Here is a 13,695-nt window from a genome sequence, read left to right on the forward strand (position 1 = left end):
ATCCCACTCTAATAATGTCGCGTAGCCTGCAGACTTATCATCTTCGGGCAAGTAGCGATTCATTAACCGTTTGACGTCAAAGTCATTGGAAAGCTGAAAAGAGAGGATAGGATCGTGGATCTCTTTACGCCTTACCTTATTGATATAATCGGTAACAGAGACATCTGTGTGCTTGTGATAACCGGGGATGCGTCCGCCAGCCAAAATTGCTTTTAGGTTTAGTGCTTGGCAAAGATCTTTTCGTGCTTCATAGAGCCGACGTCCCAAGCGATGACCGCGATAGTCCGGATGCACGAAGACATCTAACCCATAAAGCGCATCGCCTTTGGTATCATGAAACACCACGCCGTCATCAGTAATGATATCGGTATACGTATGAGGCAGTGAAAAGCGATTGTAAGAGACTTTTAGTGTCAGGGCGGCGGCGACAATTTTACCGTTATCTTCAATGCATATTTGGCCATCTGGGAAAGCCGTGACAAGTTGCATGATCGTGCTTTTTGGCCAAGCACCGCCGACATCCGGAAAGACGAGGTCCATCAACTCTGCTAAGGGTTGATAATCGCCAACTTCTATGACACGCAAGTTAAGTAGCGTGGCGGTGTTTTCATCCATTACACGTTCTCCTATTGATGGCTGAACGAACATTATGACAAAGTTTTATGTCGAAGTTCACGTTTAGTGGTTGATGGCTTTTTACCTTTGTGGGCTTCTCGGTTTACCGTGGCGCGAACTATACCGATAACTGCTGATTAAACAGCCAGGTAGCGAGCAATGCAAAGACTATGGCCATGACCTTGTGTTGATAAATTTGGATGCGTGTGTTGGTCAACATTTGTTTGCCAAGTTTGCCAACGATGGCAACCAGTAAGATATTAAATGCAAGGCCGAGCACATTAAGCAGTAGCCCGAGTGTTAATAGCTGAGTACTCGATGATGCTTGTACCTGCTGTGAGATAAACTGCGGTAAGAATAAGACAAAAAAAAGTAACGCCTTAGGGTTGAGCAGGTTCGTCATCACGGCACGCTTATAGAGGTATCGTCCCATTTGCTGTTGATAATTTACGGTTGCACTTTCAGTGGGTGATGCGCGCCAGGTATCAATACTCATTTTAAGTAAATACGCGGCCCCCACATACTGGAGAATAGTCAACGCGGTAGAGGACATCGCAATCACGGCCGATACCCCAGTGGCGGCTAATATGGTGAGAATAAGTCCAGATGTGGCATTCCCCAAGCTCGCCGCGACGCCGACTCGACGACCATAACTAAGACTCGCGCTGATGATTAATAACATATCTGGACCGGGTACGAGTAGCAGCGCGGCAACCGCTGTTAAGTAAATAGGAAGCAAATTGGGATCGATCATAAATGAATAACACTTAACCAAATAAAGTCCGGTATTTTACCTTCTATCTAGGCATGATCAATAATGATTGAGCTTTAAGCTGGTTCTTTATCGGGCATACCCCACCAATTACGTGAAAAACGCGCATAAAAATGCCCCCATGTCGGGGGCATCATAATCAACGTAACAGTGAGTGAGCGTTTGGTTACGCGGCACGCACGGTTGGTTTTGGTGCGGGCTTCTCAATAAAACAAGCATGTAACGCACAGATAGCGGCGTGATAAAACTTATCAATAACAACGTATTGCACATCCACATCGCGCATCGACGAGTGAGCCGCTTTAGGTTGATCTCTGCATCAAGTAGCGCAAGCATCCCTTTACTCATTGTTTGGTTTGAGTCGATACGGCTACCGATAACGGAGATGAGAGCAACCATCTCACCGGTAATTTTCGCTTTTGGATAGAGCTTTTCAACCCGGTTGATGACTTTATCCTGGCTCGCGGTTTTACCATCTAAGTAGTAAGTGATGGAGTTAGCGTTCATCTCTTTACTGATTAGCTGAACGTTCTCTTCACGAATGATTTCCATTACGTCATAACTGACTTGATCACAACGTCCGACCATTGATTGGTCAAAAATGTGCAGTGCAAGCACTTTGTCACGACCAGCAATGATTTCAATCTCATTGTCCTTTGGACGGTACTTGTGAGAAATCACTGTCCCCGCATGTTCAGGCTCAAAGGTATTTTTAACCACCAGCTCAATGCCAACCGCGCGCATGCCTGATGCAGCGTTAGGATGAATGGCTTCCATCCGAGGTTTGCCAGTTGGTCAGCCACATCATAGTTACTGAGGCCCATTGGCTGAACACGTTCTGGGCCAACAATACGTGGGTCCGCGCTGCTCAAATGATACTCTTTATGAATCACCGCACTGCTTGCTTTGGTCAGCACCGCAATTCGGCTAAAGGTCATTTCACTATAGCCACGATCGTAGGTCTTCATCAGACCTTCATCACAGTAGACGTAGCCGGTAACGATGGGCAGCTCATTGCTGAAATCAATGTCTTCCATGGCATCAGCGATAACCGTATTGAGGTCACCTTTACCTTCATCCGGGTTATCCCAGCCGGATAGGTCGACAAATCGTGAGTTGATGCCAACGCTCTCTAGAAGCAGTGTCGAGTTGTGTGCGCTGTGGGCTTCACCAATTGACGACAAAAACTCACGGACTTGCGGCAGATAGCTTTCCAGAGAAAACTGCCCATAGTTACAGGTTTCGAGTATACCTTCGATACAGCTGTGCGCTTTTTCCATCCGTTGACGAATGAAATTATCGGCACGCTCACGAAAGACAGGATCAGGGAACATGTTGCTATTGATTAATAGCATGCGCTGTTCTAGTTCATCCATCGCGTCACGCCATTTTGGGTTATTGGCCGCGAGCAAGCGATAGATACCTGGTTTACCCGAGCGCTTACACTCCAGCAATGCATCCGTGATGCCAGCGTAAGCAGATACGACAAAAACTCGGTTATACGGGTTTGACGGGTACAAAAAGATGTTATCCATGACAGCGTCATAGGCTGACATCGACGTACCGCCGATCTTTTCAACGGTATGATTCATGTGAGCTCCTTGTGGGCTTTATGAACAAAAAGGCCGATTGGGTTTACAGGGGCAGCATCCCGCTGCCCCTCGACGGTTAATCGACTAATGGATAAACACCGTTCTCGTCGTGTGTTTCTTTCCCAGTAATCGGTGGGTTGAACACACAGGCCATGACCATATCAACACCTTTATTGGCGCGTAGCTGATGCTCGTCATGTTTATCTAAGATATACAGTGTTCCAGGTTTTATCGGATAAACCTTACCATCGTCAGTGGTTTCAATCTCACCTTCACCAGACATGCAATACACCGATTCCAGATGATTCTGATAATGGATATGCGTGTCTGTGTTCGCATAAATGGTGGTAATATGGAATGAAAATCCCATATTGTCATCACGTAGCAGCATGCGTACGCTTTCCCAGTTCTCTGCGACAACACGGCGGTCACTGTTTTGACATTCTTCTAATGTGCGGACAATCATTATTGTTCCTTATTATTTGTCTATTCGTTAAAGCGTTATGATGCTTTTTTCAGCTTTTCTTTTTTGTGCTGCTCAACTGACTTAACGAAAATTTGTAAGCCTTTTTCCATTTCAGCTTCACTGACGGTCAGCGGAGAGAAGAACTTGATGACTTCGTCTTCTGGGCCGGCGGTTTCGATGATCATGCCGTTATCAAAGCACAAGCTGGTAATGTCATCAGCAATATCACCATTCTTACAGGCAATACCTTGCATCAAGCCACGCCCTTTGATGATCTCAAATAAGTCTTCATTTTTAGCCAGCATATCTTGCAGCACTTTATTGAGCTGCTCCGCACGTGCTTGGACATGTGTTTGGAACTGATCATCGCGCCAATAGGTTTCAATGGCTTCGGCAGCGGTCACAAAGGCGTGGTTGTTACCACGGAATGTGCCGTTATGCTCACCGGGCGCCCATTGGTCCAGCTCAGGCTTGAGTAGAACGACAGCCATAGGCAAGCCATATCCACCAATTGATTTAGACAAGGTCACAATGTCAGGTTTAATACCTGAAGGCTCAAAGCTGAAGAAGGTACCCGTACGTCCACAACCTGCTTGAATGTCATCAACAATCACAAGGATATCGTGCGCTTTGCAGATCGTTTGTAGACGTTGTAGCCACTCATTAGATGCGGCATTTAAACCACCTTCACCTTGAACGACTTCAAGCAATACAGCGGCAGGTTTATCGCCACCGGTTAAACCGCTTGACGCGTCATTCAACATGGTTTCAAACAGTGTGAGACCATCGACGTTCGCATAGCCGTCATACGGGATACGCGCCACTGAATTATTGACGGGAATACCACCACCGCCACGGTGGTGATGGTTACCTGTCACCGCCAATGCACCATAGGTACAACCGTGGAAACCGTTGGTGAAAGAAACAATGTTGGAGCGGCCAGTAACCTTGCGCGCCAACTTCATTGCCGCTTCTACCGCATTGGTACCGGTAGGGCCTGTGAACTGTAACTTATAGTCCAAGTCACGTGGGGCCAAGATGTGATCTTTAAATACTTCGAGAAAGCGTGCTTTCGCCGCTGTATACATGTCCAGGCCGTGAGTAATGCCGTCTTTCTCGATATACTCGATCAGCGCTTTTTTCAGCGTCGGATTATTGTGTCCATAGTTCAAAGAACCAGCGCCGGCCAGAAAATCAAGGTAGCGCTTACCGTCTACGTCAGTCATCCAACACCCTTTTGCGCTTTCAAACACAACTGGGAAGTTGTTGGCATAACATTGAACATTTGATTCTTGCGACTTAAAGATATCCATAACTCATCCTGTTATTTTTTGAGTGGAATTCGGAAAAGGTATTCGGTGTCGTGTTCACCGTTGAAGTGCTCTTGTTCATCGAGGAACACGGAGCGTTGACCGCCGGAGCCATAAAGGCGGTCTACCTTTTTAAACAGCGCCCAAGAACCGGCGTTGTCTTCTGTGATGGTGGTTTCGATGAAGTGGACGTTCTGCGCAATGTTGCGTGCAAGTAACGCCTCGATCATCGATAGGGCAAGCCCCTCACCACGAGCTTTTGGCGATACCGCAACCTGCCAGACGAAAAATGTATCTGGCTGTTCAGGACGGATATAACCGGAGATAAAGCCCTGCACGTCGCCTTTCCGCTCTGCAACCACACAGGTTTCTTTAAAGTGCGTTGCCTGCAAAAAATTACAGTAAGCGGAGTTCACATCCAGTGGTGGGCACTGCGTGATTAGTCGATAGATGTTGCCACCATCGCCAGTAGTAGGCTTACGAAACACAAACTGCGTGTTAGGTTTTGTCTGTTTACGGTCGAGTACTTCAGAATCCAGCACTGCCGTATCTGTCGTTTTTGATCGCCACATAATTGTTTTGTGCTCTAACGAATTCGCTTTATATAATAGGCGATTGATTTGGTTTATCAACCCCAGATTTTTATGTTTGGTCTATCAATAATAAATAACCAATTGATTATTATTGATTTTTATATTGTTAAAATTTTTATTAAAGTAAGTGCTTCGAGGCGTAACATTTACTGGCCTAAAGGTGTGGGCAGGTTCCCAATCGATGTAATGGCAGGTTAAACAGCCTTTTTGCTATCTCGTGGGATGGTCAGTAGGCGCGGATGGAAAGGCTCGCAGCCCCGAAAAAGGGCTGCCTACGGAGAAGCAGGCATTAGGGACCTTGTAGCAAGAAGTCTCGATACTTTTTGTCTTCGTGAACCACGTGATGAATCCACCAATAACGTAAGAACTTGAAAAACTCGGTGCGATAGAGTGTTGGATCGGCTTGGCATTGAAGTAGCACATAGTGTGCCTGTCGCGCTAGGCGTTGATGGATAGCCGCATGCTCCTTGTATTTGGGGTAAGCGCGTGCTTCAAGAATGTCTTCTTCTAGCAGAAAGTGCGAAGCAATGTAGTCACGGAAACGTTGAGCCAAAATGTCGAAGTTCACCTCGTCGTCATGATGGTAAGCAATGGCTTCATAGGTATCATTAATGATGGCGAGCAACTTTTTATTGCTGTTATCCAGATCGTGATGACCGACCGTATACTTCTCTTGCCAGCGTATAAATTTGCGGTCTTTGGGCTCACTTGATGGTGGAGGTGCTACCTTTGTATTTTTTGATCTATCAGGCGTTAACGCTGTCTTTTCGATTGGCTCGGTAATGTATTCGATTTGCTGTTGTTCTTCTTCAGTAAACACCACCAAGCCATTGTGCTCAAACTCTGTCGACTTCGCCGGATCGGACTGGTACATCTCGAAATAGAACTGCGGTGGCTTTTTCGCTTTGGTATGTTTGGACAGCTGCTTAACGCGATTCTCGAGATCTTGCTTTTTCACTGGCTTTATCATGAACGCATCGACATCAAAGCGGATACATTCGCTGATCACTGCTTTGGAGGCGTTCGCGGTAAGAATAATAATGGGTGTATCGTGACGGAGGTGATAACGGCCACTTCGCATGAGACGCAACACCTCTAGGCCATCAATCGGATCCATTTGTAAATCGGTAATGATAAGCCTTGGCTCGTCGTGATAGGCGCGTGATATCGCCTCGGCACCGTCCGCTGCGGTGATAACCGACTTTATACCGAGAGCCTGTGCCATTAACCCAATCGTGTCACGGATCATTTCATGATCGTCGACAATCAAGCAGGGAGATAGCATATGTCCTCCTGATAATGTTATGTAATTTCAGCCTAGTGGATAGCAAGAAGAGCGTCTACTTACACGGGGGCTGAATGCGATATCGATGTGGTTTGGTGTAAGAATCAGAAATAACAGACACAAAAAAAGGCGCCCTAATGGACGCCTTCTTCTTAAATTGGGTTCGGCTTACAGGCGAACAACGTTCGCAGCCTGTGGGCCTTTCTGACCTTGCTCGATATCGAACTCAACCTGCTGGCCTTCTGCTAGTGTGCGGAAGCCTTCACCAGCGATAGCACGGAAGTGAACGAATACGTCTGGACCGTTCTCTTGCTGGATAAAACCGAAACCTTTCTCTTCGTTAAACCACTTAACGGTACCATTAGCTTTGGACATGGTGTCTCCTGAATATATTAACTAGGTGTTGCAGTGACGCGAGTGCCGTTAATCGACTCTATGGGCAAATATAGCGAATATCTTCAGGACAACTAACTTTCCAGCCTAGCGGTAGGGTGTTTCGATGTTTCTATATTCAATTGCTGCATAAATTTCCGATTCTCAAAGCGATTAAAACAAGCGCTTCAACAGGACCACGCGTTATTTGCGCGTTAGCTTGCCGACAACTGTTGCACGGATTGCAATGGCTGTAAGCACTGTCAACCAACACGGTTGAACACCATTAAGACTACACCCAAAAATGTATGAGGTAAATCTGTTTTACGGATGAGATCGAAATCTTTTACTGCCGGTGTTTATAAAAATGAGAACACATCAGGAAAGCAATGTCGAAATAGAGAAACAGGGGAGGTAGAAACGCGATCTAGATGGGGGAGATGTCAAATTTGTCCTGATAAACTGTCTTTTTACGCCGACATTGGTATTCTCATTGACGGAGGGTGGGCGTTTACGATGTAGGCGCATACCAGCCATTGTCTTTGTCTATATCGTCGTATCAGCGACAGTCATAGGATCCCCTAATGGATAACGTTTTTTTTGAAATATCGAGTTTTATTGGCGTGTGGATAGTGCTCGCTATCTTAGTCGTGGTGGTGCTGCGCAGTGCCATTACGTTTGTGCCGCAAAATACTGCCTATGTGGTTGAACGCTTTGGTAAGTATTACAAAACGATGGAAGCAGGGCTCAATGTTATTGTTCCATTTATTGACCGTGTGGCGTACACACGCACCTTGAAGGAACAAGCGTACGATGTGCCCAGTCAGTCTGCGATTACGCGTGACAACATTTCACTGGGTGTGGACGGCGTACTCTATATCAAAGTACTTGATCCTTACAAGGCCTGCTATGGCGTGAATGATTATGTCTATTCCGTCACGCAACTTGCGCAAACCACAATGCGTAGTGAAGTGGGTAAAATGGAGCTCGATAAAACGTTTGAAGAGCGTGAAAGCTTGAACATTGCGATTGTCTCTGCCATTAACGAGGCCGCTCAGCCTTGGGGGGTACAAGTTCTTCGTTATGAGATAAAAGATATTGATCCACCGCGTTCGGTACTGGATGCGATGGAACGTCAAATGAAGGCCGAACGTGAGAAACGTGCTGTAATCCTTGAGTCTGAAGGGGCACGTCAATCAGATATCAACGTGGCAGAAGGTCAGAAACAATCGCGCGTTTTAGCGGCAGAAGCTGAAAAAGCGGAACAAATATTGAACGCAGAGGGTGAAGCGCAGGCGATTATAGCCGTTGCTCAAGCCCAAGCAGAAGCGCTTGAGATTGTCGGTACGCGTGCTATTACCGAGGAAGGACAGAAAGCGATCCAGCTCGAATTAGCTGAGAAAGCGATACGCGCTAAACAAGCGATCGCCAAAGAGTCGTCAGTGGTATTGTTGCCTGATTCGGGCACGGGAGCGGCGAACGTGGTCGCAGAAGCGATGACTATCATCCAGTCGCTTAACAAAACAAAAGGTAGCTAGGATAAATACGTGAGTCACTATCTTGCAGAGTTAACCATTATTATTGGATTGCTGTTACTGGCGGTTGAAGTTTGGCTGCTTGGTTTGTCCACGATCGTCTTACTGGCAACCGGCTGTACAGCGATTTTAGTCGGATTATTGGCAATGATCGGTATATTGCCCGAAACCGTGACCACATTGTTTAGTAGTACAGGTATAGGCGCAGGGTTACTCACCTTGGTGCTGTGGCGACCACTTAAACGGTTACAGCGTGAAGATCGTAGTCCGGACAATCGGCATAGCGATTTTATCGGACTAACACTAACACTTACTTCGCCATTAAGTCGTGAACAACTGTCGTCGGCAAAGTATTCGGGAGTGACGTGGCAACTGCAGCTTGGTGCTAACGCAGGGGATGTTTTACTGCAACCGGGTGAGCAAGTGAAAGTTATTGGCGTAGATGTCGGTCGGTTTACCGTTGAGCCGGTTTCGTCGTCAATTGAAGATGAAACTGAACGCGTCGACAAATAGGCTCTGTCCTAATAAAAAGCTCGGATAAATCTCCGAGCTTTTTTACGTCTATTGGTTAGCTAAGCGTGACTTAGGCTTGCTTTAGTTGCTTTTTCAGCTTTTTCAGCTTGCCTTCTTGTTTCGCAACTTTTGCTTTGGTTTTCTTGATCGATTTTTTCAGATCTTTCTTTGTTACTTTCGCCATGGTTTTTTCTCCTTAAGTATAATTGCCGAAGCGTTTGCCACCGCAATACAGCTTCAATGCTGTGGTCTGGTGCCGGCAAGGTGCACCGTAAACTGAGTATTATGACTCGTTATTTACTTCGTGGTCTTTCAAAAATTGTTTGATAAAGCGTCTGACTTCTCGAGCCGCGGATGTATCAAGCTCTTCACATGCTTGCAGAAATGCATCACGTTGCTCGCTACTAATTCTTATTAATAACTGACTGTCTTTTTTGACTTTTTCTTTCTTTGCCATGTGATACTGCCTATCAATTAGATATACAATGTATATACAGTACGTTGAGGTGTCCAGTAAAAATGATAAAAGTGTGATCTGATTAGTGTTCAAAGTAATATAGTTATGATGACCTCTACAAAGTACTCAATCAAAGATGACGTGTTTTAGCCGATCGCTTAGTGCTTCGCGCTATGACATATAGTGAAATCGATGATCGAAATTTTTATTTGGACGTCTAAATGTCTTTACTGCCTTTTTCCAAACGCTTAGGCTAGATGCATTGCCAACATAGGATGAGTGAGCCATGGAAAAGAAACAGAATCGTACGCAGCTAATCCATGCGGGACGTCAAAAAGCCTACACCCTAGGTGGGGTTAACCCGGTTGTGCAGCGCGCTTCTTCAATCATTTTTGATTCCTTAGAAGAGAAAAAACACGCGATTGCCAATCGTCACCAGCAAACGCTGTTTTATGGTCGACGAGGAACGACGACTCACTTTTCGTTGCAAGACGCAATGACAGAATTAGAGCAGGGAACCGGTTGTGCGTTATTTCCGTGTGGCGCGGCGGCTATCGCTAACAGCATTCTCGCCTTTGTTAAAACGGGCGATCACATACTGGTGTCTGGTTCAGCGTATGAGCAACTCAGGATTTTTGTCAGAAAATACTGGCCGACATGCAGATTGAGACGGAATATTTTGATCCACTTGAGGGTGATGAGATCAGTCATCGCATCAAACCCAATACACGTATCGTGTTCTTGGAGTCACCAGGGTCGTATACCATGGAAGTGCACGATACGCCCGCCATCGTACAAGCCGTTCGCCACCGAGCGCCTGATGCCGTGATCATGATGGATAACACATGGGCTGCCGGTCGCCTATACCAGCCTCTAACACACGGGTGGATATTTCCATTCAGTCTGGCACCAAATACATTATTGGGCATTCAGATAACATGCTAGGGACCGCGGTCGCTAATGCGCGTTGTTGGCCACACTGCGAGAGCGCGCTTACCTGATGGGGCAAACCGTTGACCCCGACACTGCCTATCAGGCGGCGCGAGGTTGAGAACACTGGATGTACGGCTTGCTCAACATCAAGAAAATGCGTTACACGTTGCCAACTGGTTGAACGAGCAGGCTGAAGTAGCGAAAGTGCTTCATCCCGCATTCACTGATTGTCCGGGGCATCGTTATTTTGCGCGCGATTTTAGTGGCAGTAATGGGCTGTTCTCATTTGTCTTCAAGGAGCGTTTGTCCGATACGCAATTAGAAGCCTTTTGCGACGCTATGACGCACTTTCGTATGGCTTATTCTTGGGGTGGCTATGAGTCGCTGCTGCTCGCCAATCAACCTGAGCAGCTTAATCGTATCCGGCCAGTGGCGAAGGTAGGGTTCAGTGGCACACTCGTTCGACTGCATATTGGTCTAGAGCAGGTGGAGGATTTAATCGCTGATCTTGCCGCGGGTTTTGAGCGAGTGAATAAGGCGTAATCACATCTATTTCCGAAACGCCTAGCGCCCGAACTACAGGGAGCTAGGTAATCACGATTAGCAATTTCGCCGCCTTAGTCGCCCGATTAGAGCGGTGAGAAGTCACGTCTGAAACTAATCGGTCAGCTGGGTTAATGCGCTAGATTGATGGCTCACACATAATGCGCCCCAGTAGGTAGGGCGCATTAACGTCATTAGCTCGCTTTCTGGGGTGGGGGGCGCCGATAACGTTTCAGTCACATTTTTTCCTGTTTCGCTGAGAATCTTGGCAACGGTCTGCCGTGAGAGATGTCCGATAAGCTCTCCTCGATTATCAAAGACGGGCAGTGGCCATGTTGACGCCAAGGTCTCTGGGATGACGGTTTCCAGTAAGGCGTCTTGGTCAATCGCCGGGACGTCTTCGAGCAAGCTTTTCTCAATATCGCCGCTTGGATCTTGTTCACTCAGCAGCTTTTTGGCTCAAGGTGCCTTGATAACCCTCTTCGGTGATGTAGTAGCCATAGTTGGTTTTCTGTTGGCGCATTTGCTGAATCGCATCACCAATCGTGTTGGCACTGATCCGACAGATTTGCGGCTGCATCACGGTTTCAACGGTTAAGGCTCGGGCACGGTTAACATCTTTAACAAATGCTTCGACGTAGTTATCTGCAGGTTGTAGTAGGATATCAACCGGCTCACCAACCTGTACCAGCTTACCGTCCCGTAAAATGGCAATACGATCACCAAGACGTAACGCTTCGTCGAGATCGTGAGTAATAAAGATAATCGTTTTATGCAGCTTTTCCTGTAGCTCAATGAGTTGGTCCTGCATCTCACTGCGGATCAGCGGATCCAGGGCGGAAAACGCCTCGTCCATCAATAGGATCTCCGCATCCGTACACAGGGCCCGAGCTAAGCCGACACGTTGCTGTTGTCCGCCGGATAACTGCGCCGGATATTGGTCGGCATAGCCATCTAGGCCCACCGTAGAAAGCCATTGTTGGGCTTTTTCATCCCGCTGTGCTTTTGTCTCCCCTTGGATACGAAGACCAAAGCCGACGTTTTCTTTGACTGTGCGGTGGGGAAGTAGCCCAAATCGCTGAAACACCATCGATATTTTGTAACGACGAAATTGCTGCAACTCTCTTTGCGAGTACTGCATTATATCCGTGCCATCAATGCGAATTTCACCTTCCGTCGGGTCGATTAAGCGATTGAAATGACGAATCAGTGTTGATTTTCCTGAGCCAGATAAGCCCATAATGACGAACACTTCACCGCGCCGAATAGACAGATTGATGTCGCTGAGCCCTATGGTATGTCCTGTTTCTTGCAGCAGTGCGTCTTTGCTTTTTCCTGCTTTAACATCCGACATGAGTTTACGCGGATTATTACCAAACACTTTGTAAAGACCGTGAATTTCGACCAAGGTGTCATGCTCAGAGTTAGTCATGATCGCCTCCTTTGAGATGCTGCTGTGATCGTTTGGCATAGCTTTGCGAAACGCGGTCGAAAATAATGGCTATCACGACGATCGCGAGACCATTGAGTAGGCCTAAGGTAAAATATTGGTTGGTGATCGATTTAAGGACGGGCTGACCTAGGCCAGAGACACCGATCATCGAGGCGATCACGACCATAGCGAGTGCCATCATAATCGTTTGGTTGATGCCGGCCATAATGGTGGGCATCGCCAGTGGTAGCTGAACTTGAAACAGGCGCTGAAAACCATTGGCGCCATACGCAGTCGCCGCCTCAAGCACGTCTTTATCGACCAAACGGATACCAAGGTTCGTTAAGCGGATCACCGGTGGAATAGCATAAATGACCACGGCAATCACCCCGGGTATCTTGCCAATTCCCAATAGCATCACGACGGGAATTAAATACACGAAGGCAGGCATGGTCTGCATGATATCAAGGAGTGGGGTAACCACTGCCTGGGTCCGGTTGGACTTTGACATCGCAATCCCTGTGGGTACACCCACGCCGATCGCGACAAGCGTACAGACTAAAATGATACTCAGGGTGCTCATGGTGTCTTCCCACATTCCAAGATAACCAATGAGAGTGAAAGAGATCACCACGGCGGCAGGAAGCTTCCAAGATCGACTGGCGAGATAGGCAATACCGGCGAGTACGGCAATGACCAGCCACCAAGGTGTGGTGAGTAGTAAGTCTTCGAACCATACAAGAAAGTGGAGGAGGGGGTCAAAAAAGGCTTCGATACCTTCGCCATATTCGCGAGAAAAATTTCGATAGGCACTATCCAGTGTTTGTCGGATGGTGAGCAGATCGCGCCTGCTCATTTCTGGCACATCCGTTAGCCATGAAGTCGCCATTGTTATTATTCCTATACTGCTAGGGCGTGTTGATCTTTCGTGATTGTTTTTTGAACGGCATGATAAGGCGTTATAATCTCTTTCGCCAAAAACAAACTGTAACGCCATACCATGCCGAGACTCATGCTAACTGATAAGCGGTGGCAAAAGCTACTTCAAGTAATGAAGAACACTGGCCGCATTTATAATAAATCTGAACATAGAATGACCTTTGAAGGGATCCTTTACCGCTTGCGAACAGGAGTTCCATGGCGTGATCTTCCAACAGAGTTTGGGGACTGGAGCACTGTCTATCGTCGCTTTAACCTATGGTCGAAGAAAGGCCTGTTAGACATATTATTCAAGGAGTTATCAAAACTTTCCGATTATGACTGGGTGTTTACAGATC

The 13,695-nt window shown here is 47.0% G+C and carries 12 protein-coding genes and 3 pseudogenes; 4 read left to right on the forward strand and 11 right to left on the reverse strand.

Annotated elements, in window-relative coordinates:
- The 8 genes and pseudogenes from DZ54_RS0102100 to cspE all read right to left on the reverse strand — a co-directional run.
- Positions 1 to 615 (reverse strand): GNAT family N-acetyltransferase (locus DZ54_RS0102100; RefSeq protein ID WP_025672941.1); only part of this gene is annotated, 615 nt, incomplete at its 3' end.
- A gap of 118 nt (positions 616 to 733) precedes the next feature.
- Positions 734 to 1,369 (reverse strand): LysE family translocator, encoded by a 636-nt coding sequence (locus DZ54_RS0102105; protein ID WP_025672942.1) that lies wholly within the window; start codon positions 1,367 to 1,369, stop codon positions 734 to 736.
- 184 nt (positions 1,370 to 1,553) lie between these two features.
- Positions 1,554 to 2,979 (reverse strand): annotated as a pseudogene (locus tag DZ54_RS18280) (aspartate kinase).
- A 76-nt stretch (positions 2,980 to 3,055) separates the two neighbouring features.
- Positions 3,056 to 3,445 (reverse strand): ectoine synthase, encoded by a 390-nt coding sequence (locus DZ54_RS0102115; protein ID WP_021024031.1) that lies wholly within the window; start codon positions 3,443 to 3,445, stop codon positions 3,056 to 3,058.
- A 35-nt stretch (positions 3,446 to 3,480) separates the two neighbouring features.
- Positions 3,481 to 4,758: a diaminobutyrate--2-oxoglutarate transaminase gene (gene ectB, locus DZ54_RS0102120; protein WP_025672943.1), complete on the reverse strand. Its 1,278-nt coding sequence runs from the start codon at positions 4,756 to 4,758 to the stop codon at positions 3,481 to 3,483.
- Between the two features lie 11 nt (positions 4,759 to 4,769).
- Positions 4,770 to 5,327, reverse strand: coding sequence for a diaminobutyrate acetyltransferase (gene ectA, locus DZ54_RS0102125; RefSeq protein ID WP_081721571.1), 558 nt, complete (start codon positions 5,325 to 5,327; stop codon positions 4,770 to 4,772).
- Between the two features lie 310 nt (positions 5,328 to 5,637).
- Positions 5,638 to 6,633: a bacteriohemerythrin gene (locus DZ54_RS0102130; RefSeq protein ID WP_025672945.1), complete on the reverse strand. Its 996-nt coding sequence runs from the start codon at positions 6,631 to 6,633 to the stop codon at positions 5,638 to 5,640.
- A gap of 168 nt (positions 6,634 to 6,801) precedes the next feature.
- On the reverse strand, positions 6,802 to 7,008 hold the full coding sequence (gene cspE, locus DZ54_RS0102135; RefSeq protein WP_025672946.1) for a transcription antiterminator/RNA stability regulator CspE: 207 nt from the start codon (positions 7,006 to 7,008) through the stop codon (positions 6,802 to 6,804).
- 581 nt (positions 7,009 to 7,589) lie between these two features.
- On the opposite strand from cspE, the gene DZ54_RS0102140 reads away from it, so the two are divergent.
- Positions 7,590 to 8,543 carry an SPFH domain-containing protein gene (locus tag DZ54_RS0102140; RefSeq protein ID WP_025672947.1) on the forward strand — a complete coding sequence of 318 codons (954 nt, stop codon included), beginning with the start codon at positions 7,590 to 7,592 and terminating at the stop codon, positions 8,541 to 8,543.
- 9 nt (positions 8,544 to 8,552) lie between these two features.
- Positions 8,553 to 9,053, forward strand: coding sequence for an NfeD family protein (locus DZ54_RS0102145; protein WP_025672948.1), 501 nt, complete (start codon positions 8,553 to 8,555; stop codon positions 9,051 to 9,053).
- Between the two features lie 283 nt (positions 9,054 to 9,336).
- Here DZ54_RS0102145 and DZ54_RS25135 read toward each other — a convergent pair whose 3' ends face one another.
- Positions 9,337 to 9,510 (reverse strand): hypothetical protein, encoded by a 174-nt coding sequence (locus DZ54_RS25135; protein WP_164831540.1) that lies wholly within the window; start codon positions 9,508 to 9,510, stop codon positions 9,337 to 9,339.
- Positions 9,511 to 9,796: 286 nt separating this feature from the next.
- On the opposite strand from DZ54_RS25135, the pseudogene metC reads away from it, so the two are divergent.
- Positions 9,797 to 10,986 (forward strand): annotated as a pseudogene (gene metC / locus DZ54_RS18285) (cystathionine beta-lyase).
- 114 nt (positions 10,987 to 11,100) lie between these two features.
- Here metC and DZ54_RS18290 read toward each other — a convergent pair.
- A pseudogene (locus DZ54_RS18290) lies at positions 11,101 to 12,418 on the reverse strand (quaternary amine ABC transporter ATP-binding protein).
- Entirely contained in the window at positions 12,411 to 13,307 is an 897-nt protein-coding gene (locus tag DZ54_RS0102170; RefSeq protein WP_025672949.1) for an ABC transporter permease, read from the reverse strand. The pseudogene DZ54_RS18290 and the gene DZ54_RS0102170 overlap by 8 nt, the downstream one beginning before the upstream one ends.
- Positions 13,308 to 13,418: 111 nt before the next feature.
- Here DZ54_RS0102170 and DZ54_RS23940 point away from each other — a divergent pair.
- Positions 13,419 to 13,695: transposase (locus DZ54_RS23940; RefSeq protein ID WP_025672950.1), on the forward strand; the 277-nt coding region annotated here is incomplete at its 3' end.

The organism is Salinivibrio socompensis S35, assembly GCF_000513715.1.
Lineage (GTDB): Bacteria > Pseudomonadota > Gammaproteobacteria > Enterobacterales > Vibrionaceae > Salinivibrio > Salinivibrio socompensis.